The 23,193-nt window shown below is 70.6% G+C and carries 20 protein-coding genes and 1 pseudogene; 6 read left to right on the top strand and 15 right to left on the bottom strand.

Annotation, left to right across the window (positions count from 1 at the left end; genetic code table 11):
• Positions 1 to 2 precede the first annotated feature (2 nt).
• The 6 genes from folE to dacB all read right to left on the bottom strand — a co-directional run bounded on the left by folE (position 3) and on the right by dacB (position 7,471).
• On the bottom strand, positions 3 to 611 hold the full coding sequence (folE, locus tag ACZ45T_RS30460; protein WP_468446930.1) for a GTP cyclohydrolase I FolE: 609 nt from the start codon (positions 609 to 611) through the stop codon (positions 3 to 5).
• Positions 612 to 722: 111 nt separating this feature from the next.
• A complete protein-coding gene (ftsH, locus tag ACZ45T_RS30455; RefSeq protein ID WP_468446928.1) occupies positions 723 to 2,750 on the bottom strand; it encodes an ATP-dependent zinc metalloprotease FtsH in 2,028 nt (675 codons plus the stop codon).
• Between the two features lie 217 nt (positions 2,751 to 2,967).
• The gene (gene hpt, locus ACZ45T_RS30450; RefSeq protein WP_030010907.1) at positions 2,968 to 3,528 is read right to left on the bottom strand and encodes a hypoxanthine phosphoribosyltransferase; all 561 of its coding nucleotides are present in this window, start codon (positions 3,526 to 3,528) and stop codon (positions 2,968 to 2,970) included.
• A gap of 65 nt (positions 3,529 to 3,593) precedes the next feature.
• Positions 3,594 to 4,628 carry a tRNA lysidine(34) synthetase TilS gene (gene tilS / locus ACZ45T_RS30445; protein ID WP_468446925.1) on the bottom strand — a complete coding sequence of 345 codons (1,035 nt, stop codon included), beginning with the start codon at positions 4,626 to 4,628 and terminating at the stop codon, positions 3,594 to 3,596.
• A 180-nt stretch (positions 4,629 to 4,808) separates the two neighbouring features.
• Complete coding sequence (locus tag ACZ45T_RS30440) at positions 4,809 to 5,945, bottom strand: zinc-dependent metalloprotease (protein WP_468446923.1); 1,137 nt, start codon at positions 5,943 to 5,945, stop codon at positions 4,809 to 4,811.
• Positions 5,946 to 6,001: 56 nt separating this feature from the next.
• Positions 6,002 to 7,471 (bottom strand): D-alanyl-D-alanine carboxypeptidase/D-alanyl-D-alanine endopeptidase, encoded by a 1,470-nt coding sequence (gene dacB, locus ACZ45T_RS30435; RefSeq protein WP_468446921.1) that lies wholly within the window; start codon positions 7,469 to 7,471, stop codon positions 6,002 to 6,004.
• A 139-nt stretch (positions 7,472 to 7,610) separates the two neighbouring features.
• Between dacB and ACZ45T_RS30430 the strand changes: the two genes are divergently transcribed.
• Both ACZ45T_RS30430 and ACZ45T_RS30425 read left to right on the top strand, forming a co-directional pair.
• Positions 7,611 to 8,105, top strand: a complete 495-nt coding sequence (locus tag ACZ45T_RS30430; RefSeq protein WP_008742522.1) for an inorganic diphosphatase — start codon at positions 7,611 to 7,613, stop codon at positions 8,103 to 8,105.
• A 321-nt stretch (positions 8,106 to 8,426) separates the two neighbouring features.
• Positions 8,427 to 10,070, top strand: coding sequence for a threonine/serine exporter family protein (locus ACZ45T_RS30425; protein ID WP_468446919.1), 1,644 nt, complete (start codon positions 8,427 to 8,429; stop codon positions 10,068 to 10,070).
• A gap of 48 nt (positions 10,071 to 10,118) precedes the next feature.
• Here ACZ45T_RS30425 and ACZ45T_RS30420 read toward each other — a convergent pair whose 3' ends face one another.
• The 6 genes and pseudogenes from ACZ45T_RS30420 to ACZ45T_RS30395 form a co-directional block, all read right to left on the bottom strand.
• Complete coding sequence (locus ACZ45T_RS30420; protein WP_468446918.1) at positions 10,119 to 10,826, bottom strand: DedA family protein; 708 nt, start codon at positions 10,824 to 10,826, stop codon at positions 10,119 to 10,121.
• 132 nt (positions 10,827 to 10,958) lie between these two features.
• Complete coding sequence (locus tag ACZ45T_RS30415; RefSeq protein ID WP_468446916.1) at positions 10,959 to 11,717, bottom strand: MerR family transcriptional regulator; 759 nt, start codon at positions 11,715 to 11,717, stop codon at positions 10,959 to 10,961.
• Between the two features lie 66 nt (positions 11,718 to 11,783).
• On the bottom strand, positions 11,784 to 12,296 hold the full coding sequence (locus ACZ45T_RS30410; RefSeq protein WP_468446914.1) for a DinB family protein: 513 nt from the start codon (positions 12,294 to 12,296) through the stop codon (positions 11,784 to 11,786).
• A 115-nt stretch (positions 12,297 to 12,411) separates the two neighbouring features.
• Positions 12,412 to 14,493: pseudogene (gene mrdA / locus ACZ45T_RS30405) on the bottom strand (penicillin-binding protein 2); the annotation flags it as partial.
• A 40-nt stretch (positions 14,494 to 14,533) separates the two neighbouring features.
• The gene (locus ACZ45T_RS30400) at positions 14,534 to 15,991 is read right to left on the bottom strand and encodes an aldehyde dehydrogenase family protein (RefSeq protein WP_468446912.1); all 1,458 of its coding nucleotides are present in this window, start codon (positions 15,989 to 15,991) and stop codon (positions 14,534 to 14,536) included.
• A gap of 86 nt (positions 15,992 to 16,077) precedes the next feature.
• The gene (locus ACZ45T_RS30395) at positions 16,078 to 16,938 is read right to left on the bottom strand and encodes a helix-turn-helix domain-containing protein (protein ID WP_468446910.1); all 861 of its coding nucleotides are present in this window, start codon (positions 16,936 to 16,938) and stop codon (positions 16,078 to 16,080) included.
• A gap of 359 nt (positions 16,939 to 17,297) precedes the next feature.
• Between ACZ45T_RS30395 and ACZ45T_RS30390 the strand changes: the two genes are divergently transcribed.
• Positions 17,298 to 17,807, top strand: coding sequence for an ATP-binding protein (locus ACZ45T_RS30390; protein WP_468446908.1), 510 nt, complete (start codon positions 17,298 to 17,300; stop codon positions 17,805 to 17,807).
• Between the two features lie 109 nt (positions 17,808 to 17,916).
• Here the strand turns inward: ACZ45T_RS30390 and ACZ45T_RS30385 are convergent, their stop codons facing one another.
• On the bottom strand, positions 17,917 to 18,162 hold the full coding sequence (locus tag ACZ45T_RS30385) for a DUF397 domain-containing protein (protein WP_360894997.1): 246 nt from the start codon (positions 18,160 to 18,162) through the stop codon (positions 17,917 to 17,919).
• Positions 18,163 to 18,413: 251 nt separating this feature from the next.
• On the opposite strand from ACZ45T_RS30385, the gene tatA reads away from it, so the two are divergent.
• Positions 18,414 to 18,584 (top strand): Sec-independent protein translocase subunit TatA, encoded by a 171-nt coding sequence (gene tatA, locus ACZ45T_RS30380; protein WP_468446905.1) that lies wholly within the window; start codon positions 18,414 to 18,416, stop codon positions 18,582 to 18,584.
• 19 nt (positions 18,585 to 18,603) lie between these two features.
• On the opposite strand, the gene ACZ45T_RS30375 is transcribed toward tatA, so the two are convergent.
• The gene (locus tag ACZ45T_RS30375; protein WP_468446903.1) at positions 18,604 to 19,815 is read right to left on the bottom strand and encodes a DUF2786 domain-containing protein; all 1,212 of its coding nucleotides are present in this window, start codon (positions 19,813 to 19,815) and stop codon (positions 18,604 to 18,606) included.
• Positions 19,785 to 20,186, bottom strand: coding sequence for a winged helix-turn-helix transcriptional regulator (locus tag ACZ45T_RS30370; RefSeq protein WP_468446901.1), 402 nt, complete (start codon positions 20,184 to 20,186; stop codon positions 19,785 to 19,787). Before ACZ45T_RS30370 ends, ACZ45T_RS30375 begins: the two co-directional genes overlap by 31 nt.
• An 81-nt stretch (positions 20,187 to 20,267) precedes the next feature.
• Here ACZ45T_RS30370 and ACZ45T_RS30365 point away from each other — a divergent pair, with 81 nt between their 5' ends.
• Together ACZ45T_RS30365 and ACZ45T_RS30360 are read left to right on the top strand one after the other, a co-directional pair.
• Positions 20,268 to 21,104 carry an NAD(P)H-binding protein gene (locus ACZ45T_RS30365; RefSeq protein WP_468446899.1) on the top strand — a complete coding sequence of 279 codons (837 nt, stop codon included), beginning with the start codon at positions 20,268 to 20,270 and terminating at the stop codon, positions 21,102 to 21,104.
• 251 nt (positions 21,105 to 21,355) lie between these two features.
• Positions 21,356 to 23,059 carry a bifunctional 3'-5' exonuclease/DNA polymerase gene (locus ACZ45T_RS30360; RefSeq protein ID WP_468446897.1) on the top strand — a complete coding sequence of 568 codons (1,704 nt, stop codon included), beginning with the start codon at positions 21,356 to 21,358 and terminating at the stop codon, positions 23,057 to 23,059.
• The last annotated feature ends 134 nt before the right edge of the window (positions 23,060 to 23,193 follow it).

The following is a 23,193-nucleotide window of genomic DNA, read 5'->3' as shown; positions in this document are numbered from 1 at the left end:
GGCTAGCGGGCCATGATCAGGCTCATGGCCTCGTTGCGGGTGGCGGGGTCGCGGAGCTGGCCGCGGACCGCCGAGGTGATGGTCTTGGCGCCGGGCTTGCGGACCCCGCGCATGGTCATGCACATGTGCTCGCACTCGATGACCACGATGACCCCGCGCGGGTCCAGGATCTCCATCAGGGAGTCTGCTATCTGCGTGGTCAGCCGCTCCTGCACCTGGGGCCGACGGGCGTAGACGTCCACCAGGCGGGCGAGCTTCGACAGGCCGGTGATCTTGCCGTCGGTGGACGGGATGTAGCCGACGTGCGCGACACCGTGGAAGGGGACCAGGTGATGTTCGCAGTTGCTCATGACTTCGATGTCCTTCACCAGGACCATCTCGTCGTGGCCGAGGTCGAACGTCGTCGTGAGGACCTCTTCGGCCTTCTGGTACAGGCCGGCGAATATCTCCTTGTACGCCCGCGCCACGCGCGCTGGGGTCTCCAGGAGGCCCTCGCGGTCCGGATCCTCGCCGACCGCGATCAGGAGCTCTCGGACGGCCGCCTCGGCGCGCTTCTCGTCGAACTCGCCGATCGTGCCCTCGCCACCGGTCAGGGTCACTGGGTCGGTCATCTCATCCTCGTTCCTGTGTGCACAACGCTCGCGACCATGTGAAAAGTGCCGCGCCCCCCAGGCTAGAACCTGGGGGGCGCGGCTTCCATTCCGGGTGTACCGGGCTACGGACTAGTCCGTGAGCTCCTCCGGCGAGGCCTCCGGGGCCTTCTCCACGGACACGGCCGACGCACCGGCCGACGTGCCGTTCGCCGAGTTCGTCAGCTGGAGCTCCTTGGGAGAGAGCACCGGCGGACGGGTGGAGGGGGTGCGGCGGGCGGAGCCGGTCCACGCGGGGCGGGCCGGACGCTTCACGATCGTGGAGAAGATCTCGGCGATCTGCTCCTTGTTCAGCGTTTCCTTCTCCAGCAGCGCGAGGACCAGGTTGTCGAGAACGTCACGGTTCTCGACGAGGATCTCCCAGGCCTCGTTGTGCGCGGTCTCGATGAGCTTCTTGACCTCTTCGTCGACCAGCGCCGCGACCTCTTCCGAGTAGTCCCGCGGGTGCGACATCTCGCGCCCGAGGAACGGCTCGGTGTTGTCGCCGCCGAACTTGATCGCACCGAGACGCTCGGTCATGCCGTACTGCGTGACCATGGCCCGCGCCGTGGCGGTGGCCTTCTCGATGTCGTTCGCCGCGCCCGTCGTCGGGTCGTGGAAGACCAGCTCCTCGGCCGCGCGCCCGCCCAGCATGTACGCCAGCTGGTCGAGCATCTCGTTGCGCGTGGTCGAGTACTTGTCCTCGTCGGGCAGGACCATGGTGTAACCCAGGGCCCGGCCGCGGGACAGGATCGTGATCTTGTGGACCGGGTCGGAGTTCGGGGAGGCCGCCGCGACCAGGGCGTGTCCGCCCTCGTGGTACGCGGTGATCTTCTTTTCCTTGTCCGACATGATCCGGGTCCGCTTCTGCGGACCCGCCACGACACGGTCGATCGCCTCGTCCAGCGCGTGGTTGTCGACCAGCTTCTTGTCCGAGCGGGCCGTGAGCAGCGCGGCCTCGTTCAGGACGTTGGACAGGTCGGCACCGGTGAAGCCGGGCGTGCGACGGGCGACGGCGCCCAGGTCGACGTCCGGGGCGACCGGCTTGCCCTTCTGGTGGACCTTGAGGATCTCCAGACGGCCCTGCATGTCCGGACGGTCGACCGCGATCTGCCGGTCGAAGCGGCCCGGGCGCAGCAGCGCCGGGTCGAGGATGTCCGGACGGTTCGTGGCGGCGATCAGGATGACCCCGCCCTTCACGTCGAAGCCGTCCATCTCGACCAGCAGCTGGTTGAGGGTCTGCTCGCGCTCGTCGTGGCCTCCGCCGAGGCCCGCACCGCGGTGCCGGCCGACGGCGTCGATCTCGTCGACGAAGACGATCGCCGGGGCGTTGGCCTTGGCCTGCTCGAACAGGTCGCGGACACGCGAGGCACCGACACCGACGAACATCTCGACGAAGTCGGATCCGGAGATCGAGTAGAAGGGAACACCGGCCTCGCCCGCGACGGCGCGCGCGAGCAGGGTCTTTCCGGTGCCGGGCGGGCCGTACAGCAGCACGCCCTTGGGGATCTTGGCGCCGACGGCCTGGAACTTCGCCGGCTCCTGGAGGAACTCCTTGATCTCGTGGAGTTCCTCGACGGCCTCGTCCGCGCCCGCGACATCGGCGAACGTGGTCTTCGGGGTGTCCTTGGTGATGAGCTTGGCCTTGGACTTCCCGAAGTTCATGACCCGGGAGCCGCCGCCCTGCATCTGGTTCATCAGGAACAGGAAGACAACGACGATGAGGACGAAGGGCAGGAGCGAGAGCAGCACGCTCAGGAACGGGCTGGTCTTGTCCGGAGTGACGGAGTATCCGTCAGGGATCTGACCGGCTTCGTACTTGGTCTGGAGGTTCTGGGCGAGCTGGACGCCCTGATCCCCGATGTAGTTGGCCTGGAACTTGGTGCCGTCGTGCTTGCCGAGCTTCTGGCCTTGGCCGAGCTCGATCTTGATCATCTGGCTGTCGCCGGTGGTCAGCTTCGCTGTCTCCACCTGGCCACTGTTGATCGCCTTGATGACCTCGCTGGTGTCCACCGACTTGTAGCCGCCGCCGGAGCCGACGACATTCATCAACACGACCACGGCGAGGACGGCCAGCACGATCCACATGACCGGCCCACGGAAGTATCGCTTCACGTCCATCCATACGGGGCGCCAGGCACCCCGTCCCTCCTGCCCGTAGGTAAATGCTGCTGTGAGTAAAGACTGTTCTTCGGAATGTACCCCTGTATTGTCACCCGCGGCCTCGTGGGACGGCTGACAAACCCGCCTTCCCCTGCTCCAACGGCGGGAATCGCCCCCAGGTTCCCCGGAGCCGACTGTGCTTTCCCGCCGGGTCCTCCGGGGACCGGGAGCGGGATCAGCCGCCGTAGACGTGCGGGGCGAGCGTGCCCACGAACGGCAGGTTGCGGTACTTCTCCGCGTAGTCGAGGCCGTAGCCCACGACGAACTCGTTCGGGATGTCGAAGCCGACCCACTTCACGTCGATCGCGACCTTCGCGGCCTCGGGCTTGCGCAGCAGCGTGACGACCTCCAGGGAGGCCGGCTGGCGGGAGCCCAGGTTCGACAGCAGCCAGGACAGCGTCAGGCCCGAGTCGATGATGTCCTCGACGATCAGGACGTGCTTGTCCTTGATGTCGGTGTCCAGGTCCTTGAGGATCCGCACCACGCCGGAGGACTGGGTCCCGGCGCCGTACGAGGACACCGCCATCCAGTCCATGGTGAGCGGGGTGGACAAGGCACGCGCCAGGTCCGCCATCACCATCACGGCGCCCTTGAGCACACCGACGATGAGCAGATCCTTGCCCGCGTACTCCGCGTCGATCTTCGCGGCCAGCTCGGCCAGCTTCGCGTCGATCTCTTCCTTGGTGATGAGCACCGACTGGAGGTCGTTGCCCATGTCCTTCTCGTCCACCCGCATCACTTTCGTTGTCGGCCGGGGCTCCGGGGGTGACCCCGGAGGACTCAGCCGTGTTTCAACACCAATCAGCCCTGCCGGATGACAAGTCTGCCACCCTGCCGCTGGGCCTCGACCCGGCCGGGCAGGTTGATGGCGCCCTGACCGCGCCATCCGGTGATGAGACGGTCGACTTCCTCGATGTGGCGGGCGAAGAGGGAGCCCGCGGGAGAGCCCGCGGCGACCACGGCCCTGCGCAGCACCCGGCGGCGGACGGCCGGGGGCAGGGCGTACAGCTTGGCGCATTCCAGGCGGCCGTCCGCGTCCCGCACTCCGGTCTCCGCCTCGGCGGCCCAGGAGTCCAGGGCGTCGGCGTCGTCGCGGGAGAGCTGGGCGGTGCGGGCGAGCGCCTCGACGACCCCCTTGCCCAGCGCCTTCTCCAGGGCGGGCAGTCCCTCGTGGCGCAGGCGGGAGCGGGTGTAGGCGGGGTCGATGTTGTGCGGGTCGTCCCAGACGGGGAGGGACTGGACCATGCAGGCCTTGCGGGCGGTCTGCCGGTCGACCTGGAGGAAGGGGCGGCGGTAGCGGTTGCTGCGGCCGGGTCCTCCGCTGACCTCCGCCATGCCGGAGAGCGAGCGGATGCCGGAGCCGCGGGCGAGGCCCAGCAGGACGGTTTCGGCTTGATCGTCCCGGGTGTGGCCGAGCAGCACGGCGGCAGCGCCGAGACGGTCCGCGGCCTCGTCCAGGGCTCCGTAGCGGGCATCGCGGGCGGCGGCCTCGGGTCCGCCGTCGCGGCCGACGCGCACGGCTACGGACTCCACCGGGTCGAGGCGGAGCGCGGTCATACGGGTGACGACCTCGGCGGCGCGCAGGTCGGAGCCGGCCTGGAGTCCGTGGTCGACGGTGATGCCGCCGGCGCGGATGCCGAGCTTGGGGGCCTCGAAGGCGAGGGCCGAGGCGAGCGCCATGGAGTCGGCGCCGCCGGAGCAGGCGACGAGGACGAGTGGCGGGGTGCCGGCTCCGGCGCGAGGGTCGGCAGGACGGTCGGTGAGATCGGTGAGGACGTCGTGGAGTACGCGGCGGACCGCCAGGCGTATCGCCGCGACCGCTGGATGGGGACCCATGTCCGGTGCCCTTCGATGGAGTTCGGAGTTCGGATGCCTCAAGGCGTGGTGGCTGGGATCGAGATGTCACTCAGAGTGCGTTGATGGTGACAGAACCGAGCCGTTCCCCGAGCATCGCACGCCCTTCATGCGCTCACGGTCCCTCGGACGGGTGACGCTGCTTCCCCCAGTGAGACATGTTTACGCCTCTTCTCCTGTCGCCTTGCGGTGCACTCGGGCCACCCAGTCGGCGGGCTTGGCGATCTCGGCCCTGGTCGGCAGCGTGTTCGGGGAGGTCCACACCCGGTTGAAGCCGTCCATGCCGACCTGACCGACGACGGCCCGTACGAAACGCTCGCCGTCGCGGTACTGGCGCAGCTTGGCGTCGAGGCCGAGGAGCTTGCGCAGGGCGACGTCGAGGCGGCCGGCTCCGCTGGCCCGGCGCTGCTGGAACTTCTCGCGGATCTCGGCGACCGAGGGCACCACCTCGGGCCCGACCCCGTCCATGACGAAGTCGGCGTGGCCCTCCAGCAGGGACATGACGGCGGTGAGCCGGCCGAGGATCTCGCGCTGCTCGGGGGTCTGCACGAGCTCGACGAAGGAGCGCCCCTCCTCCCCCTGCTCGGCTTCGGGGCGGGCGCCGGCGAAGGACTGGGCGGCCTCCCGGAGGCGCTCCAGGACGGTCATCGGGTCCATGTCGGTGGCGCCGAGAAACGTCTGGATTTCGCCTTCGAGGTGGTCGCGGAGCCACGGGACGGCAGTGAACTGCGTACGGTGCGTCTCCTCGTGCAGGCAGACCCACAGCCGGAAGTCGTGCGGGTTCACCTCCAGCTCGCGCTCGACGTGCACGATGTTGGGGGCGACGAGCAGCAGCCGCCCGCCCCCGGCGGAGGCCGGCAGGTCGCGGGAGGCCGGCGCGAAGGTCTCGTACTGGCCGAGGACCCGGGAGGACAGGAAGCTCAGCAGCATGCCCAGCTCGACGCCGGTGACCTTGCCGCCGACCGCACCGAGGACGGCTCCGCCGGGCGTGCCCGCGCGGCGGTCCTGCATCTTGCCGAGGAGCGGCTGGAGCAGCTCGCGGAAGCCGGCCACGTTGGCCTTGACCCAGCCGGCCCGGTCCACGACGAGGACGGGCGTGTCGTTGACCTCGGCCCCTTCCCGGATCATCCGGGTGAACTCGCGCACGTGCCGTTCCGAGGTCCTGGCGTGCCCCCGCAGCTCCGCGACGACGGCCCGGGCCTCGTCCCGGGTGACCTCCGGGCCGGGCCGCACCAGCCGGGTCGCGGTCGCCACCGCGAGGTTCCAGTCGACCATCTCCGCACCACTGATGCTCGTCATGCGTCAACGGTACGTGGACCGGGCGTCCGGCGGACCCCCTCGGGTCGCGTCCTCGCCTACGGTGTGGACGCCACGGCCGCGGCCAGCTTGTCGAGGGCCTTCTCGGCGCCTTCGGGCCCGGGGCTGTTCGCGGTCAGGAAGGCGAAGGCGAGGAGTCGGCCGGAGCGGTCGACGACGGTTCCGGAGAGGGAGTTCACGCCGGTCAGGGTGCCGGTCTTGGCGCGGAGCAGGCCGGCGGCCGGGGAGCTGCCGGAGTTGCGGGCGCGCAGTGTCCCGGTGAATCCGGCGACGGGCAGTCCGGTGAGGACCGGCCGCAGCTCCGGGCGCTGCGGGTCGGCGGCCTTGGTGAGGAGTCCGGTCAGCAGGCCGGCGCTGATCTTGTCGGCGCGGTTCAGGCCGCTGCCGTCGGCGAAGCGGGAGCCGGTCACGTCGACGCCGAGGGCGGCGAGCTTGGCGGTGACGGCCTTCTCGGCGCCTTCGAAGCTGGCGGGCTGGCCGGAGGCGAGGGCGGTCTGGCGGGCGAGGGCTTCGGCGATGTCGTTGTCGCTGTTGGTCAGCATCCGCTCGACGAGTCCGGCCACCGGGGTGGAGAGGGTGGCGGCCAGCGGCGGGGCTCCGGAGGGGGCCTTGGCCCGTGCGGGTTCGCCGGTGACCTTGATGCCGCGCTCCGCGAGCAGGGTGCGGAAGGCGCGGGCGGCGTCCTTGGAGGGGTCCTCGGTCCGGTCCACGGGCCCGGAGGTGGAGTCGTCGGGGCGGCCCTCGTCGGCCGTCAGGGCGGTCACGAGGGCGATGTTGGGGTTGCCGCCGATGGGGTGGCGGGCGGGGCCGGTGTAGAGGCTGTCGTCATAGCCGAGGGTCACGGTGTCCGTGCCGGCGGCCTTGAGTGCCTGGGCGGTGTCGGCGGCGAGGGCGACGAGGCTGCCGCCGGATCCGGCGGGGCTCTTCTTCTTCGCGGTGAGGGAGGGGTCGCCGCCGCCGACCAGGACGATCTGGCCGGGGCCGACTCCGGGCACGACGGTGGTCCGGATCCGGTGCTCGGGCCCGAGGGCGGCCAGTGCCGCGGCGGCCGTGGCGATCTTGATGGTGGAGGCGGGGGTCATCGCGTCCCGCGCCCCGGTCTCGTAGAGCACCTGCCCGGTGGCGGTGTCGACGACGGAGGCGGTACGGACGGTGCCGAGCGCGGGATCGGCCAGCAGCGGCTTCAGTGCGGCGGCGAGGTCCTCGGGGCCGCCCTGGGCCGCGGGGGCGGCGGGCTGCTTGCCCGGGGCGCCGGGGCCGATCGCGCCGAGCACCCCCGGGGCGCTCGGCGCGGCTTGCGGCAGGGGCCCGGCACCGTGATCTGCGCCACCCGTACGGCCCCAGGAGGCGGCTCTGTCCCGCTCGGCCTTACGCTGGCCGGAGTCCCAGGGACCGGCGGCGGCTGCCACTGCCACCGACAGGGCCAGGCCGGCGACGGCCGAACCCGCGATGAGCTGCCACGTCTTGACCAATGGCACCTCGGACCAGCCCCTTTCGCGATCACACATATGCGTGAGGGACACTTAACCACTGCGTCTTGCCGCGAGCATGGCACCCCACCCGGGCTGGGCCGGACGCGCGCGTATCGAATCAAATGCGGTCTCGAAGCGATTCGGACCGCTGAAGCTGATCATGGAGGAGCAGGACGTGGAGTTCGACGTCACCATCGAGATCCCCAAGGGTTCGCGGAACAAGTACGAGGTGGACCACGAGACCGGCCGGATCCGTCTGGACCGTCGCCTCTTCACCTCGACCAGCTACCCGGCCGACTACGGCTTCGTCGAGAACACCCTCGGCGAGGACGGCGACCCGCTGGACGCGCTGGTCATCCTTGACGAGCCGACCTTCCCGGGCTGCCTGATCAAGTGCCGCGCCATCGGCATGTTCCGCATGACGGACGAGGCGGGCGGCGACGACAAGCTGCTGTGCGTGCCGGCCTCCGACCCGCGTGTCGAGCACCTGCGCGACATCCACCACGTGTCCGAGTTCGACCGCCTGGAGATCCAGCACTTCTTCGAGGTCTACAAGGACCTGGAGCCGGGCAAGTCCGTCGAGGGCGCGAACTGGGTCGGCCGCACCGAGGCCGAGGCCGAGATCGAGGCCTCGTACAAGCGCCTCGAGGCGCAGGGCGGCCACCACTAGGCTCCGCCGGTGAGCAGGTCGGAGGGGCTAGCCCCCCGGCCCCTGGCTTCGACAGCGGGCGGCACCCCCCTTTTCGGGGGGCGCCGCCCGCTGTCGTTTACGGACCCTAACGGCGCACCCTGCGGGGCGTTCCCGGGCTCTGCCCGGACCCGCGCCTCAATCGCCGGCGGGGCTGAAAGATCCAGCCCCGCCGGCGATTGAGGCGCGGGGTCTGGGGCGGAGCCCCAGCACCGGCGCGGCACGGTTCCCGTGGCTCGGTTTCGACGGGGAGGAAACGGTTCCGCATACTGATACCCCGGGTGATCACGGACTGGAGGGCGCGTGGCGGAGGCCGATGGGGCAGAGGACAGGAAGCCCCAGTCCGACGAGGCGCACAGCGCCTTCGCGCCGCCGCCGGGGATGGAGCCCGAGGTCCCCGACGAGGACCAGCCCACCTCGGAATTCGCCCGTCCGGCAGCCGCCGAGCCGGTGCAGCCCGAGCCCGGGGGATCCGCCTTCGCGACCCCGGCCACCTACAGCGCGGCGCACTCCCCGCCCGCCTACACGCCCGGCCACGGCTTCCCCGTCGCCGGGCCGAAGGAGTCCCCCTGGCAGGACCGCATGCGCACGATGCTGCGCATGCCGGTCGACGTGCGTCCCGTACCGGACCTCGTACAGCGCCCGAGCGAGGCCGGGCCCGCCGTGGGCCGCGTGCTCGACCTGACCCTGCGCATCGGCGAGCTGCTGCTCGCGGGCGGCGAGGGCTCCGAGGACGTGGAGGCCGCGATGTTCGCCGTGGCCCGCTCCTACGGGCTGGACCGGTGCGAGCCCACCGTCACCTTCACCATGCTGTCGATCACCCACCAGCCCTCCCTGGTCGACCACCCCGTCTCGGCGAACCGGACCGTACGCCGCCGGGGCACCGACTACACCCGCCTGGCGGCCGTGTACCGGCTCGTGGCCGACATCAGCGCCCCCGAGATCGACATCTCGCTGGAGGAGGCCTACCGGCGCCTCGCCGAGATCCGCCGCAACCGGCACCCGTACCCCACCTGGGTGCTCACGGCCGCCGCCGGGCTGCTCGCGGGGGCCGCCTCCACGCTCGTCGGCGGCGGGGTGATCGTCTTCTTCGCGGCGGCTCTCGGCGCGGTCCTCGGCGACCGGCTGGCGTGGCTGTGCGCCGGCCGGGGGCTGCCGGAGTTCTACCAGTTCGTCGTCGCCGCGATGCCGCCCGCCGCGTTCGGGGTCGCGCTCAAGCTCGCCGAGATCGAGAACATCAAGGCCTCCGCCGTGATCACCGGCGGGCTGTTCGCGCTGCTGCCCGGGCGGGCCCTGGTCGCGGCCGTCCAGGACGGTCTGACCGGCTACTACATCACCGCGTCCGCCCGGCTGCTGGAGGTCATGTACCTCTTCATCGGCATCATCATGGGCGTGCTGGTCGTGCTCTACCTCGGGCTCCAGCTGGGCGCCTCCCCCAAACCGGAGGAGGTCCTCCAGATCACCCAGCGGCCGCTGATCCAGATCGCGGCCTCGATGGTGCTGGTGTTCACCTTCGCGATCCTGCTCCAGCAGGAGCGCTCCACCGTCTGGATAGTGACCCTCAACGGCGGGGTGGCGTGGGTGACCTTCGGGGCCCTGCACTACGCGGGCGGGATCCCGCCGGTGCCGTCCACTGCCGTCGCGGCCGGGCTGGTGGGCCTCTTCGGGCAGCTGCTCTCCCGCTACCGCTTCGCGTCCGCCCTGCCGTACGTGACGGCCGCCATCGGGCCGCTGCTGCCCGGCTCGGCGACGTACTACGGGCTGCTGCTCATCGCCGAGGACCGGCTGAACGAGGGGCTGGGCTCGCTCGTGAACGCCGCGGCCATCGCGCTGGCCATCGCGATCGGGGTCAACCTGGGGTCCGAGACCTCCCGGCTGTTCATGCGCATCCCGGGAGCCGCGAGCGCCGCCAAACGCCGTGCGGCGAAGCGGACCCGCGGCTTCTAGTGCTGTGGCCGGAAGGGACGGTGGGTCGGGCCGTCAGGCCCTCAGGCCCTAGCGCTTGGCGTGGCGGCCGCGCTGGCCCGGGGCCTGGGGGCCCGTGCCCTCGATGCCGGCGGTCTCGGCCGCGGCCTCGGCGCCGTTGGCCTTCTCCTTGCGGGCCTTGAGGACCTCGAAGATCACCGGGATGACGGAGATGAGCACGATGCCCACGAGGATCGGCTCGACGTTGGTCTTGATGAACTCGATCTGACCGAGCCAGTAACCCGCGACCGTGACACCCGCGCCCCAGCCGATGCCGCCGATGATGTTGTACGTCAGGAAGGTGCGGTACTTCATCGAGCCGGCGCCCGCGACCATCGGCGCGAAGGTGCGGATGATCGGCACGAAGCGGGCGAGCACGATGGCCTTCGGGCCGTGCTTGTCCATGAATTCGTGGGCCTTGTCGAGGTTCTCCCGCTTGAAGAGCTTCGACTTGGGCCGGTTGAAGATCTTCGGCCCGAAGAACTTGCCGATCAGGTACCCGACCTGGTCACCGATGATCGCGGCGGCCACGATCAGGGTGCAGACCAGCCACAGCGGCTGCTTGATGTACTGCCCGTCCGCGACCAGCAGACCCGCCGTGAACAGCAGGGAGTCGCCGGGCAGGAAGGCGAAGAGCCCCGACTCCGCGAAGACGATGACCAGGATGCCGATCAGGCCGAAGTGCGAGATCAGATAGTCCGGGGTGAGCCACTCAGGGCCGAGCGCAAGCGTATACACGGTTTCCGGGCTCTCCTGGATCGGGGGGTGTCGTGCGGGGGCGGGCGGTTTCAATTATCAACGCACACGACCCCCGCCCGGTTCCAGGGACCGGAGGGGGGCCGTACACCGAATTTTCCGCTTGCGCCCCGGCTACGCCTTGCGCACCGCGTTGGCCAGGATCGCGTCCCGCAGATGCTCGGCGAGACCGGGCCGCATGGAGTCGTAGAACTCCTTGAACCGCTCGTCCGAGACGTACATCTCGCCGAGGCCCGTGTGGATCTCGTACGAGCAGTCGTAGTACCAGGTGGTGATGTGCAGCCGGTGCTCCTCGGCCATGTCCATCGCGCGCTCGCCCTCGGCCGGCTCACCGGCCTCCATCAGGGCCGCGTAGCGGGCGCCCCAGTCGGCGGCCTGGTCCTGGATCCGCTTCCAGTCGTCCTTGGTGTACGAGGCGACCCGTCGCTGCGACTCCGCGTACTCCTCGGTAACGCCCCAGCGCCGCTCGGCCTCCTCCGCGTACTGCTCGGGGTCCTTGTCCCCGAAGACCTCGAACCTCTCCTCGGGCGTGAGGTTGATGCCCATCTTCTTCGCCTCCATGGCGTGCTCAACGGCCTCGGCCATCTGCTGGAGCCGGGCGATCCGGTCGGTCAGCAGGGCATGCTGCCGGCGCAGGTGCTCCCGCGGATCCGATTCCGGGTCGTCCAGCAGGACCGCGACCTCGTCGAGGGGGAAGCCGAGCTCCCGGTAGAACAGGATCCGCTGCAGCCGGTCCAGGTCGGCGTCGTCGTACCGCCGGTGACCTGCGTGGCTGCGGCCGCTCGGGGAGAGCAGACCGATCTCGTCGTAGTGGTGCAGGGTGCGCACCGTGACTCCGGCGAATCCGGCGACCTGGCCCACGGAGTAGCCCATCGCTTCCGCTCCTCTGGTTGGGTACGCCCTTCACTGTGGTCCCTCACGTGGCGTGAGGTGCAAGTCCTAGCCCATCGCTTTGGTCCCGTCGATGGATTCGCGGACGATGTCCGCGTGGCCCGCGTGCCGGGCGAACTCCTCCACCAGGTGCAGGAGCATCCAGCGCATCGAGACCTTGCCGTCCTTGGGGAACCAGGGCGCCTCCGGCAGCGGGAAGGTGTCGTCCAGGCTGGGGACGGCGGCGATGAAGGCCTCCGTCTCCTGCCGGACCTCGTCCCAGAAGGCCAGGACGGCGGGGACGGACTCGTTCCCGACCAGACGGAACATCTCCCCCCGGGTCTCCTGCGTACGGTGCCGCTCGTTGGGCCGCTGCTGGGCCATCCGCAGCCAGGCCAGCTCGACCTCGGCCACGTGCTTGAGCACCCCGGACAGCGTGAGCTCGCTGGCGCTGGGGCGGCTCGCGGCCTGCTCCTCGCTCATGCCGAGCAGGGTTTCGCGGATCGCCGTGCGCTGGGCCTCGACGAAGGAGAGGAGCGTGCCGCGCTCGTCGCCGGGGACCTCGGTGGAAATCTGAGCCATGACCAACCGCCTCGTGCGTGTGGGGTGTTGCCCCGGGGGGCTTCTTCCTGACACCCCACACGCTACGGAGCATTGCGGTCAGATTCTGTCCTCAATGCGCTTTCGGACGTCAGTTGGCGGAGATTTCCCCGTCGGGGCGGATCGCCGGCAGTGCGGTGGCGGGCTGCGGGAGCAGGGCCTTGGAGAGGTCCTGCCTGCCCGTCGGGTCGAGCCCGTACATCGCCTCGTAGATCTTGCGGACCGCCGGTCCCGACGCGCCCGAGCCGGTGCCGCCCTGGGAGATCGTCATGATGATCGCGTAGTCCTCGGTGTACGAGGCGAACCACGAGGTCGTCTGCTTGCCCTGGACCTCCGCCGTGCCCGTCTTGGCGTGCATCGGGATCTGCTTCTGCGGCCAGCCGCCGAAGCGCCAGGCGGCGCTGCCGTTGGTGGCCACGCCGGCGAGTGCCTCGTCGATGTCGTCGCGGGTCTTCTCGTCCATCGGGAGCTTGCCCCGCACCTTCGGCGCGATCTCCTGGACGGACGTACCGTCGGCGCTGACGACCGCCTTGCCGATGCTGGGCTGGTGGAGGGTGCCCCCGTTGGCGATGGCCGCGTACACGGAGGCCATCTGGACCGGGGTGACGAGGGTGTCGCCCTGCCCGATCGAGTAGTTGATGGCGTCGCCCTCGCGCATCTGGTTGCCCTGACGGCAGTTCTCGTAGGCGATCTTCTCGGCGAAGGTGCCGTTCTTCTTGCCGTCGCGGCACCAGGCGGCCTTGTTCGCCTCGAAGAAGTCCTGCTTCCACTTGCGGTCGGGGATCCGGCCGTTGACCTCGTTGGGAAGGTCGATGCCGGTGGCCTTGCCCAGCCCGAAGTCGTGGGCGGTCTTGAAGAACCAGTCGTTCGGGGTCTTCTTCGGGTTGATCCCGCCGTCCTTCTTCCACTCCTGGTCCGCGATGGCGTAGTAGACGGTGTCGCAGGAGACTTCCAGGGCCCGCCCGATGGTGATGTCGCCGTGGCCCTGCGACTCGAAGTTCGTGAAGGTCTGGTTGCCGACCGAGTACGAGCTGGGGCAGGGGTAGCGGTTGTCGAACGGGTACCCGGCATTGACCGCCGCGGTCGAGGTGACCACCTTGAAGATCGAGCCCGGCGCCGCCTGGGCCTGGATCGCGCGGTTCAGGAGCGGATAGTTCGACTCCTTGTCGGTGAGCCCGGCGTAGTCCTTGGCGGAGATGCCGCCCACCCAGGCGTTCGGGTCGTAGGTCGGGTTCGAGGCCATCGCCACGACGCGGCCGGTCTTGGTCTCCATCACCACGACGGCGCCCGAGTCGGCCTCGTAGTTCCTGCCGGTGTTCTTGTCGTTGACCTTGCGCGCCTCGACCATCGCGTTGTTCAGCTCGCGCTCGGCGACCGCCTGCACGCGGGAGTCGATCGAGGTCACGATGTTCGAGCCGGGCTGCGCCGGGTCGGTCTGCCCCTGCCCGATCACCCGGCCGAGGTTGTCCACCTCGTAGCGGGTGATGCCGGCCTTTCCGCGCAGCTCCTTGTCGTACGTGCGCTCCAGGCCGGAGCGGCCCACCTGGTCGGAGCGCAGGTACGGCGAGTCGGACTTCTTCGCCTTGGCGATCTCCTCGTCGGTGACCGGCGAGAGGTAGCCCAGCACCTGGGAGGTGTTGGCCTGGTCCGGGCCCGCGTAGCGGCGCAGGGCGGTCGCCTCGGCCGTGATGCCCGGGAAGTCCTCGGGGTGCTCGCGGATCTGCAGGGCCTGCTCGGTGGTGGCTTCGTCACTGACCGGGATCGGCTGGTAGGGGGAGCCGTTCCAGCAGGGCTGCTTGGTCTTGGAGTCGCAGAGCCGGACCTTGTCGATGACCTCCTGGGCGTCCATGCCCAGCACCTCGGCGAGGCGGATCAGCACGGACTTGCCCTTGTCCTTCATCGTGAGCAGCTCGGTGCGGCTGGCGGAGACCACGAGGTGGGTCGCGTTGTCGGCGAGCGGGACGCCGCGCGAGTCGAGGATCGAGCCGCGCACGGCGGGCTGGACCACCTGCTGGACGTGGTTGTTCTTCGCCTCGTCCGTGTACTCCTGGCCATTGCGTATCTGGAGGTACCAGAGGCGTCCGCCCAGGGTGAGCAGCAGCGAGAAGACCACGATCTGGATCACGACGAGCCGGTTCTGGACCCGAGGGGTCCGGCCGGTCTCCGGTATGTTGCTCAACTTGCTCTCCCCCGGACGCATGCCGTACGCCCGGTTGAGTCTAGAACGGGAAGTGGGTCCGCCCGTGCTGAACCGAGATCCACTTCTGGGTGGTGAAGGCCTCGACGGTGGATTCGCCGTTCAGGCGGCCCAGGCCGGAGGCCTTCTCGCCGCCGAAGGCGGCCAGCGGCTCGTCCCCGATCGTGGAGTCGTTGACGTGGATCATGCCCGTCTCGATCCGCTGGGCGAAGCGGACGCCCCGTTCCACGTCCCGGGTGTGCACGGCGCCGCTCAGCCCGTAGGGGGTCGCGTTGGTCAGCCGTACGGCCTCGTCCTCGCCGTCGAAGACCACGAGCAGGGCCACCGGGCCGAAGATCTCCTGGCCCAGCAGCGGGGAGTCCTCGGGGATCCCGGCGAGCACCGTCGGCTCGACGAGGTTGCCGCGCGTAGAACCGCGTACCAGCGCCTGGGCGCCCTCTTCCACGGCCCGGTCCACGAGCGCGGTCAGGGCGTCGGCCTGGAAGGAGTTGATCAGCGGGCCGATGTGGGTGTCGGCGTCGTGCGGGTCGCCGGTCTTCAGGCCGCGCACGCGGGCGGTGAACTTCTCGGTGAACTCCTCGGCGACAGACGCGTCGACCAGGATCCGGTTGGCGGCCATACAGACCTGGCCCTGGTAGACGAAGCGGCTGAAGACGGCCGCCTCCACCGCGTAGTCGAGGTCGGCGTCGTCGAGGACGACGAGCGCGCTGTTGCCGCTGAGCTCCAGGACCGTGCGCTTGAAGTGGCGGGCGGCGACCGCTCCGACGTGCCGGCCGACCCGGTCCGATCCCGCGAAGGAGATGACCTTGGGGACGGGGTGGGTGAGGAGCGCGTCGCCTATCTCGGCTATGTCGGTGACGAGGACGTTCAGCAGACCGGCGGGCAGTCCGGCGTCCTCGAAGATCTTGGCGATGACCCCGCCGCCGACGACGGGCGCGTTCTGGTTCGGCTTGATCACGACCGCGTTGCCCAGCGCCAGGGCCGGGGCGACCGACTTCAGGGTGACCAGGAAGGGGAAGTTGAAGGGGCTGATCACGGTGACCACGCCGACGGGCAGGCGCTGGACCCGGTTCTCCTTGCCCTCGACCGGCGAGGCCAGGATCCGGCCCTCGGGCCGGACGGCGAGCTGGATGGACTCGCGGAGGAACTCCTTGCCGAGGTGGACCTCGTACTCGGCCTTGGGACGGGTCCCGCCGAGCTCGTCGATCATCGCCTCGACGATCTCCTTCTCGCGGAGCTCGGTGATCCGCAGGGCACGTTCCAGGACCGCGCGTCTGGTGTACGGGCTGGTGGCGGCCCATTCCTTCTGGGCGCGCTCGGCGCCGCGGTAGGCCTGGTCCACCTGCTCGACGGTGGCCACGGTGATGGCCGCGAGCTTCTCCCCGTTGTACGGGTTCACGTCGATGATGTCCCACGAACCGTTGCCGGCCAGCCATTCGCCGTCGATGTACTGGTGAGCCAGGTCGCTGAATATGGACATGCCATCCCTTACTGCGAGCGCGCACCCGTGCGCTGCACCGGAGACCGATCGGTCATGCACTGATCAGGCGTCATACTACGTGCGAATCAAGACAGTTGGAGCAGGCCACGAAGAAGATCCCTGGTCCGGTCGGCGTCGGGGCAGTCGGCCTGGAGGCGCTCCATCGCTCGCCCGTACTGCCCCACTTCCTCGTCCTTGTCCAGGTAGAGGGCACTGGTGAGCTGTTCCAGATAGACGATGTCCTGGAGGTCGGACTCGGGGAAGCGCAGCAGGGTGAAGGCTCCGCTCTCGCCCGCGTGGCCGCCGAAGGAGAAGGGCATCACCTGGAGCTGCACGTTGGGCCGCTGGGAGACCTCGATGAGGTGCTCCAGCTGGCCGCGCATGACCTCGCGGTCGCCGTACGGGCGGCGCAGCGCGGCCTCGTCGAGGACGGCGTGGAAGATCGGCGCGTTCTCGGAGACGAGGACCTTCTGCCGCTCCAGGCGCAGGGCGACGCGGCGGTCGATCTCGGCGGCGGTGGCTCCGGGCATGCCGCGGCTGACGACGGCGTGGGCGTAGGCCTCCGTCTGCAACAGGCCGTGGACGAACTGGACTTCGTAGATCCGGATGAGCGACGCGGCGCCCTCCAGACCGATGTACGTCTGGAACCATCCGGGCAGCACGTCGCCGTAACTGTGCCACCAGCCCGTCGCGTTGGCCTCGCGGACCAGACCCAGCAGCGACTCGCGCTCGGTGCTGTCCGTCACTCCGTAGAGCGTGAGGAGGTCCTCGACGTCTCTGGCCTTGAAGCTCACCCTTCCCAACTCCAAGCGGCTGATCTTCGATTCGGATGCGCGGATCGAGTAGCCGGCCGCCTCACGGGTGATGCCGCGGGATTCTCGGAGTCGCCTGAGCTGGGAGCCCAGGAGGATGCGGCGCACCACAGAACCGCTTGCTTCTGCGGTCACTAGTACTGCCCTCCCCATCGCATTGGTGTGCGCGTGGCGTGCGCGTGCGTCGCGGGGCCCCCGTACCCCAGGGGCCGCAGTCTGCCACCAAAACGCATCGGCCCGTACTCGTTCTGTAACGGAATCCTGCCTCCGGGAAAAGAAGTCCGCATGCATGCGTAGGAAGAAATGAGCAAGAACCGTCACGGGAGTGGACAGGTCCGGCGCGTGCACGTGCATCTGCCCTTGCATCCGGCTCCGCCATTCGGAACGATGGTCCCCGCGCACCTGCGTGCTCTTCGCGCCGGCGCCGGACCCACCCCGCAGTTCTTTCTGGACGGAGATGACCGCTCCGCCCGCGAATCCCGGGAGTGCCTCGCATGGGGACGAATGGATCGACCATGCTCGAGCCGTTACGGCAGGGGCTGCCCCCGGTCGACCCCACGGCTGTCTCCGGGTCCGCCTCCTGCGCCCTGCCCGCCCGCTTCGAGGCGGTGCGGGGAGCACGCTCCTTCTGCCGGTCGACCCTGACCCAGTGGGGTCTCGACGACCGCTTCGACGATGTCGCCCTGGTCGTCTCCGAACTCGTCACCAACGCGCTGCGCCATGCCCTGCCGGACGACGCGCGGGGAGCGGACGCCGAGTCGGAGCCGTCCGTACGGCTGCACCTGATGCGGTGGAGCACCCGGCTGGTGTGCGCGGTGCGCGACCCGAGCGAGGACCGGCCCGGCGGGGCCTTCTCACCGGAGCGCACGGAGGAGAACTTCGACCTGGAGTCCGGGCGCGGGCTGTTCCTGGTGGACTCGTACAGCGACAGCTGGGGCTGGCACCCGCTCGCGGGCCGGCTGACCGGCAAGGTGGTCTGGGCGCTGTTCCTGCTCCAGGACTGAACCGCCGCGCCGGCGGGCCGCCGGGCGAAACACGACAACTGGCCGGGATTGATCATTGTGATCAATCCCGGCCAGTGCACGTGCATGGCTTGATGGATGCGCTGTTCCGTCAGCCGATCAGGTGATCGAACTCGCCGTCCTTGACGCCCAGGAGCAGGGCCTCTATCTCGGCCGGCGTGTAGACGAGCGCCGGACCGTCGGGGAAGCGCGAATTGCGCATGGCGACATCGCCCCCCGGCAGCTTGGCGAACTCCACGCAGGAACCCTGCGAGTTGCTGTGTCTGCTCTTCTGCCACGTCAGCTCATACAAGGAAGCGAGCTCGGCACCTGCCATCCCGTTGTACGCGTGGTCCACAGGAAGCCCCCGATAGTGCAGATGTCAACTCCACCGGATCATAGCTGTGTTCACTTGCTGCTGCACGGGCAGATGCACGTGCACGCGGGGTGGTGCGCTGATCACAGACAGGTTCACCCTCGGACGAAGGCCGGCGCTCCCCCACCGCTCGGCATTCAGGACTTCTTCAGATTTGTCCCCACCGCGCGGATGCCTGTTCCATGAGCCGGTCCCCCGACAAGAAGCCGGATCGTCCGAAAGGTGGAACGCCCGTGTTCCGCAACGCCGTCCAGCCGTGGCACCTGCTCGTTGTTCTAGTCGTCTGCCTGCTGGTGTTCGGTTCCAAGAAGTTGCCCGACATGGCCCGCTCGCTGGGGAAGTCGATGCGCATCCTGAAGTCCGAGGCGCGGGCCCTGCGCGCCGAGGACGCGCCCAAGCCCTAGCCGAGGACTCGCCCAAGTCCTAGGGGAGGGGCTTTCGCTTGCCCCCGACGTGGGCGCGGTCGGCGGCCGCCGTGCCGTCCTCCCAGCCCGCGTGGTCGGTGGCGCCGCGCAGCCGGGTCGTGGTCGTCCGGGGGAACATCTCCTCCGCCCGGGAGGTGACCGCCACGTCGCGGGCCACCAGGGCCGGCAGGTTGTCGGGGGTCTCCGTGGCCGTGTGCGCGGCCGTCTCGGCGAGCCGGTGCCCGAGGCGGCTGGCGTAGGCGAGCAGGAAGGACTGCCTGAAGGTCTTCGTCCGCTTGCGTCCGCCCGAGCGCTGGGCGGCCTCGGCCCGAGTCATCGCCGCCGTGCCCTGCACCAGCAGCGAGGTGTACAGCAGCTCCACCGCCTCCAGGTCGCTCTCGAAGCCGACCACCGTGGAGAACTCGAAGCCGCTGTTCCACACCGCCCGGCAGCGGTTGGCCGTGGCCACCGCGTCGAGCAGCACCGCCTTGGCCTCCTCGTACGGCGGCTCGACGCCGATCCGGCAGGCGGCGGGGACCTGGGCCGGCCCCTTGCCGCTCGCCGCGAGCAGGGCCTCGTCGACGGTGTGCCGGGCCATCAGCTCCTGGGCCTTGGCGCTGAGCGCCTCCGCCTCCTCCGGGAAGGTGGTCGCCTCGGCCTTGGCGAGCAGGGCCCGGATCCGGCCCAGCATGCGCGGCTCGATGTGGGCGTGCTCGGCGAGGGCGTCGACCGGGTCACCAGGAAGCGGACCCACCGGTTCGATCGAGGGCAGCCGGATCAGCAGCCTCAGCACCTCCAGGAAGGCGGTCGCCAGGGTGAACCGGTCCGCCTTCTCCCGCTGCGCGAGCCGTTCGGCGTACGTGTCGTCGCCCTTCCACCACACCTCGGCGTCGGTCCACCGCTCGGGGAGCCGGGCGTAGCGGCGCGCCTCGGCGGCGATCAGGTCCCCGGTGATCCGCGCGTGCCGCTCGTCGAGGTCCCGGCGCACGAGCCGCAGCACGTCGGCCGGCTGCCAGCCCCGCTCCCAGCCCTGGCGTACGTACGCCTCCCCGCGCGCCAGCAACTCCCGCCCGATCCCGGCCCAGCGCCCCTGCTCGGCGACGAGCAGCGAGGCCCCGGTGTCCAGCCCGGCGTCGTCCTGGGCGTAGAGGGCGGCGGCGAAGGCTCGGTCGACGGTCTCGGCTAGGTCTCTCACACCCTTCAGCTTGGCATGTCCGCCTTCGCGTCCCATTCCCGGCGGGCGGCCTCGATCTGCGGGCGGTGCGCGAGCGACCAGTCCGCGAGGCCCTTGACCAGCCGGGTCAGGCTGTGGCCGAGCTCGGTCAGCTCGTACTCGACCTGCGGGGGCACGGTGGGGTACACGGTGCGGGTGACCAGCCCGTCGCGCTCCAGGCGGCGGACGGTCAGGGTGAGCATCCGCTGCGAGATGCCGTCGACCGCGCGCTGGAGCTCCTTGAACCGGCGCACGCCGGCCGCGAGTTCGACCACGACGAGGACGGACCACTTGTCGCCGAGCCGGTCGAGGACATCGCGGATGCCGCAGTCGTCGTCGCAGCTCACCAGCGGATCGGGGGTGGTTATCCCGGTGTGCCCTACTGACATGAAAGTGCCTCCTTACGCTGCGTGCGCCCGTCCGCACACGATGTCCGTGTACCCAACCACGACGCGGACCAAGGACTTCCCATGCTTTTGATCACCGGCGCCTCGGGCGGACTCGGCTCACTCGTCGCGCGGCGGCTCGCGGGCCGGGCGGACGTACGGTTCGGCACGCGGGCGCCGGGGCCGGCCCCGGCGCCGGCCCCGGCCCCGGACGGCCCGGCCCGGGTCCGGGTGGACTTCGACGACCCGGACTCCCTCGACTTCACCGGGGTGGACACCCTCCTGCTCATCTCCGCCGGCTACGGGGAGGACGACCAGGTCATCGCCCGCCACGGGGCGGCGATCGCGGCGGCCGAACGGGACGGGGTGCGCCACCTCGTCTACACCAGCCTCACGGAGGCCGGCGACCACCTGCCGTACGCGCTGCCGCACCGCTGGACCGAGCGCCGCCTGCGCGAGTCCTCCCTCGCATGGACCGTCCTGCGCAACGGCCTGTACGCGGAACTCCTGGCCGCGCTGGCCGCCCCGGGCCCCGACGGCCTGATCACGGCCCCCCTGGGCGGGGGCCGGCTCGCGGCGGTCGCACGGGAGGACCTGGCGGAGGTGGCGGTACGGGTGGCCCTCGCGCCGGACGCGCATGCCGGGCAGGTGTACGAGCTGGTCGGCGACCGCCCCCTGAGCGGCGCGGACCTGGCCGAAGCCGTGGGCGCCCGCTACGCCCCCGGCTCCCTGTCCGAGGCCCGCGCGGCCCTGTCGGGCCCGACCGCGCAGCCGTTCCAGCCGCCGATGCTGGTGGCGACGTACTCGGCCATCGCGGCGGGCTTCCTGTCCACCCCGGACGCGGACGTCCTCCCGAAGCTCCTGGGCCGTGCCCCTCGATCGGCGCTGGAGGTGTACGCGCAGTCGATGACAGCCGCATAGCCCCCGCGGCGCCGCTGTCGGGGGCCAGCCCCCGAACCCCCGCGCCTCAAACGCCGGCGAGGGTGAAAGACCGGGGCTCCGCCCCGAACCCCGCTCCTCAAACGCCGGAGGGGCTGAAACATCCAGCCTCGCCGGCGTTTGAGGCGCGGGGTCTGGGGCGGAGCCCCAGGAACGGACCCGCACCCGGCACGGCACCGCACCCCCGGCCCGGCGGCCCGGGACTGTCAGACCCCGGTGGGACACTCGCACCCATGAGCGACCGCACTCCTCGGTGGGCCCTCGCCGAGGACGGCGACGGCTGGTGGCACGCCGCGCCCGCAACCCCCGGGGCCGGCCCCCGGCTGCGCGTCCGCGACCCGGCGGAAGCCATCCGCGCCGCCCCACCCGCCACCCGCTGGATCTGGCGGTCCACCGCCGCCGTCTACCCCCGCCTGCTCGCCGCAGGCACCCGCGTCGAGCGGTGCCACGACATCGAGGCCGCCGAGCTGTTGCTCCTCGCCCACGAGGGCCGCTTCGGCGAGCCCCGCTCGGCCGCCGCCGCCTGGGCCCGGCTCAACAACGCCCCCGTACCGCCCGATCCACGGCCGCGCGCCGCCGCGCCCCGCACCCAGGATTCCCTCTTCGACCCGCAGCCCGCCCCCGTCCCCCTGGACGCGCTGCTCGCCGTCCACGCCGACCAGGCGAAACGGCTCGACGCCACCGCCCACCCCGACCGGATGCGGCTGCTCACCGCCGCCGAGTCCGCGGCCTTCCTCGTCGCCGCCGAGATGAACCGCGCGGGCCTGCCCTGGCGGGCCGACGTCCACCGCGCCCTGCTGACCGAACTGCTCGGCGAGCGGTACGCGGGCGGCGGGGAGCCCCGGCGCCTCGCCGAGCTGGCGGACCAGATCTCGGCCGCCTTCGGCAGACGCGTACGCCCCGACCTGCCCGCCGACGTCATCAAGGCCTTCGCCGAGGCCGGCATCAAGCTCAAGTCCACCCGCCGCTGGGAGATCCAGGAGCTCGACCACCCCGCCGTCGAGCCCCTCCTCGCCTACAAGAAGCTGTACCGGATCTACACCGCCCACGGCTGGGCCTGGCTCGCGGACTGGGTCCACGACGGCCGCTTCCGCCCGGAGTTCATCCCCGGCGGCACCCTCACGGGCCGCTGGGTCACCAACGGCGGCGGGGCCCTGCAGATCCCCAAGGTGATCCGCCGGGCCGTGGTCGCGGACCCCGGCTGGCGGCTCGTCGTCGCCGACGCCGATCAGATGGAACCGCGCGTGCTCGCCGCGATCTCCCGCGACCCGGCCTTCATGGAGGTGGCCGGGGAAGCCGCGGACCTCTACACCGCCGTCTCCCGCCAGGGCTTCTCCGGCGACCGGGACAAGGCCAAGCTCGCCGTCCTCGGCGCCGTCTACGGCCAGACCTCCGGGGACGGCCTGAAGAACCTGGCCGCGTTGCGCCGCCGCTTCCCCCGGGCCGTGGCGTACGTGGACGACGCGGCCAAGGCCGGGGAGGAGGGCCGGCTCGTACGGACCTGGCTCGGCCGGACCTGCCCGCCGCCCGTCGGCTCCGCCGACGAGGATTCCGGCGAGGGCGCGGCCGGAGGGCAAGGGGAGGGCGAGGCCGGGATCCCGCAGGACCGGGAGGACGGCTGGACCCCGAGCTACGCCTCCACCAACACCCGGGCCCGCGGCCGGTTCACCCGTAACTTCGTCGTCCAGGGCAGCGCCGCCGACTGGGCCCTGCTGCTGCTCGCGGCCCTGCGGCAGGCCACCGCCGGGATGCGCGCCGAGCTGGTGTTCTTCCAGCACGACGAGGTGATCGTGCACTGCCCGGCCGAGGAGGCCCCGGCCGTCGTGGAGGCGATCCGCGCCGCCGGCGACCGGGCCGGCCGGATCGCCTTCGGCGACACCCCGGTCCGGTTCCCGTTCACCACGGCGGTCGTGGAGTGCTACGCGGACGCCAAATGAGCCGGGGGACGAGCTGGGCCCTGCCCGGGCGGACCGGACCTAGGTCGTGTCGTCAAAGTCCCGTCTGGCTGGCGGGGTCTGGCACGCACGCTCGCCGCGTTGTCGTCGGTCGCCGACGCTCCGCGTCGCCTCCC

Source organism: Streptomyces sp. NPDC030995, assembly GCF_055571215.1.
The sequence above is the reverse complement of the archived record's forward strand: the minus strand, read 5'-3'. Positions and strand labels throughout refer to the sequence as shown.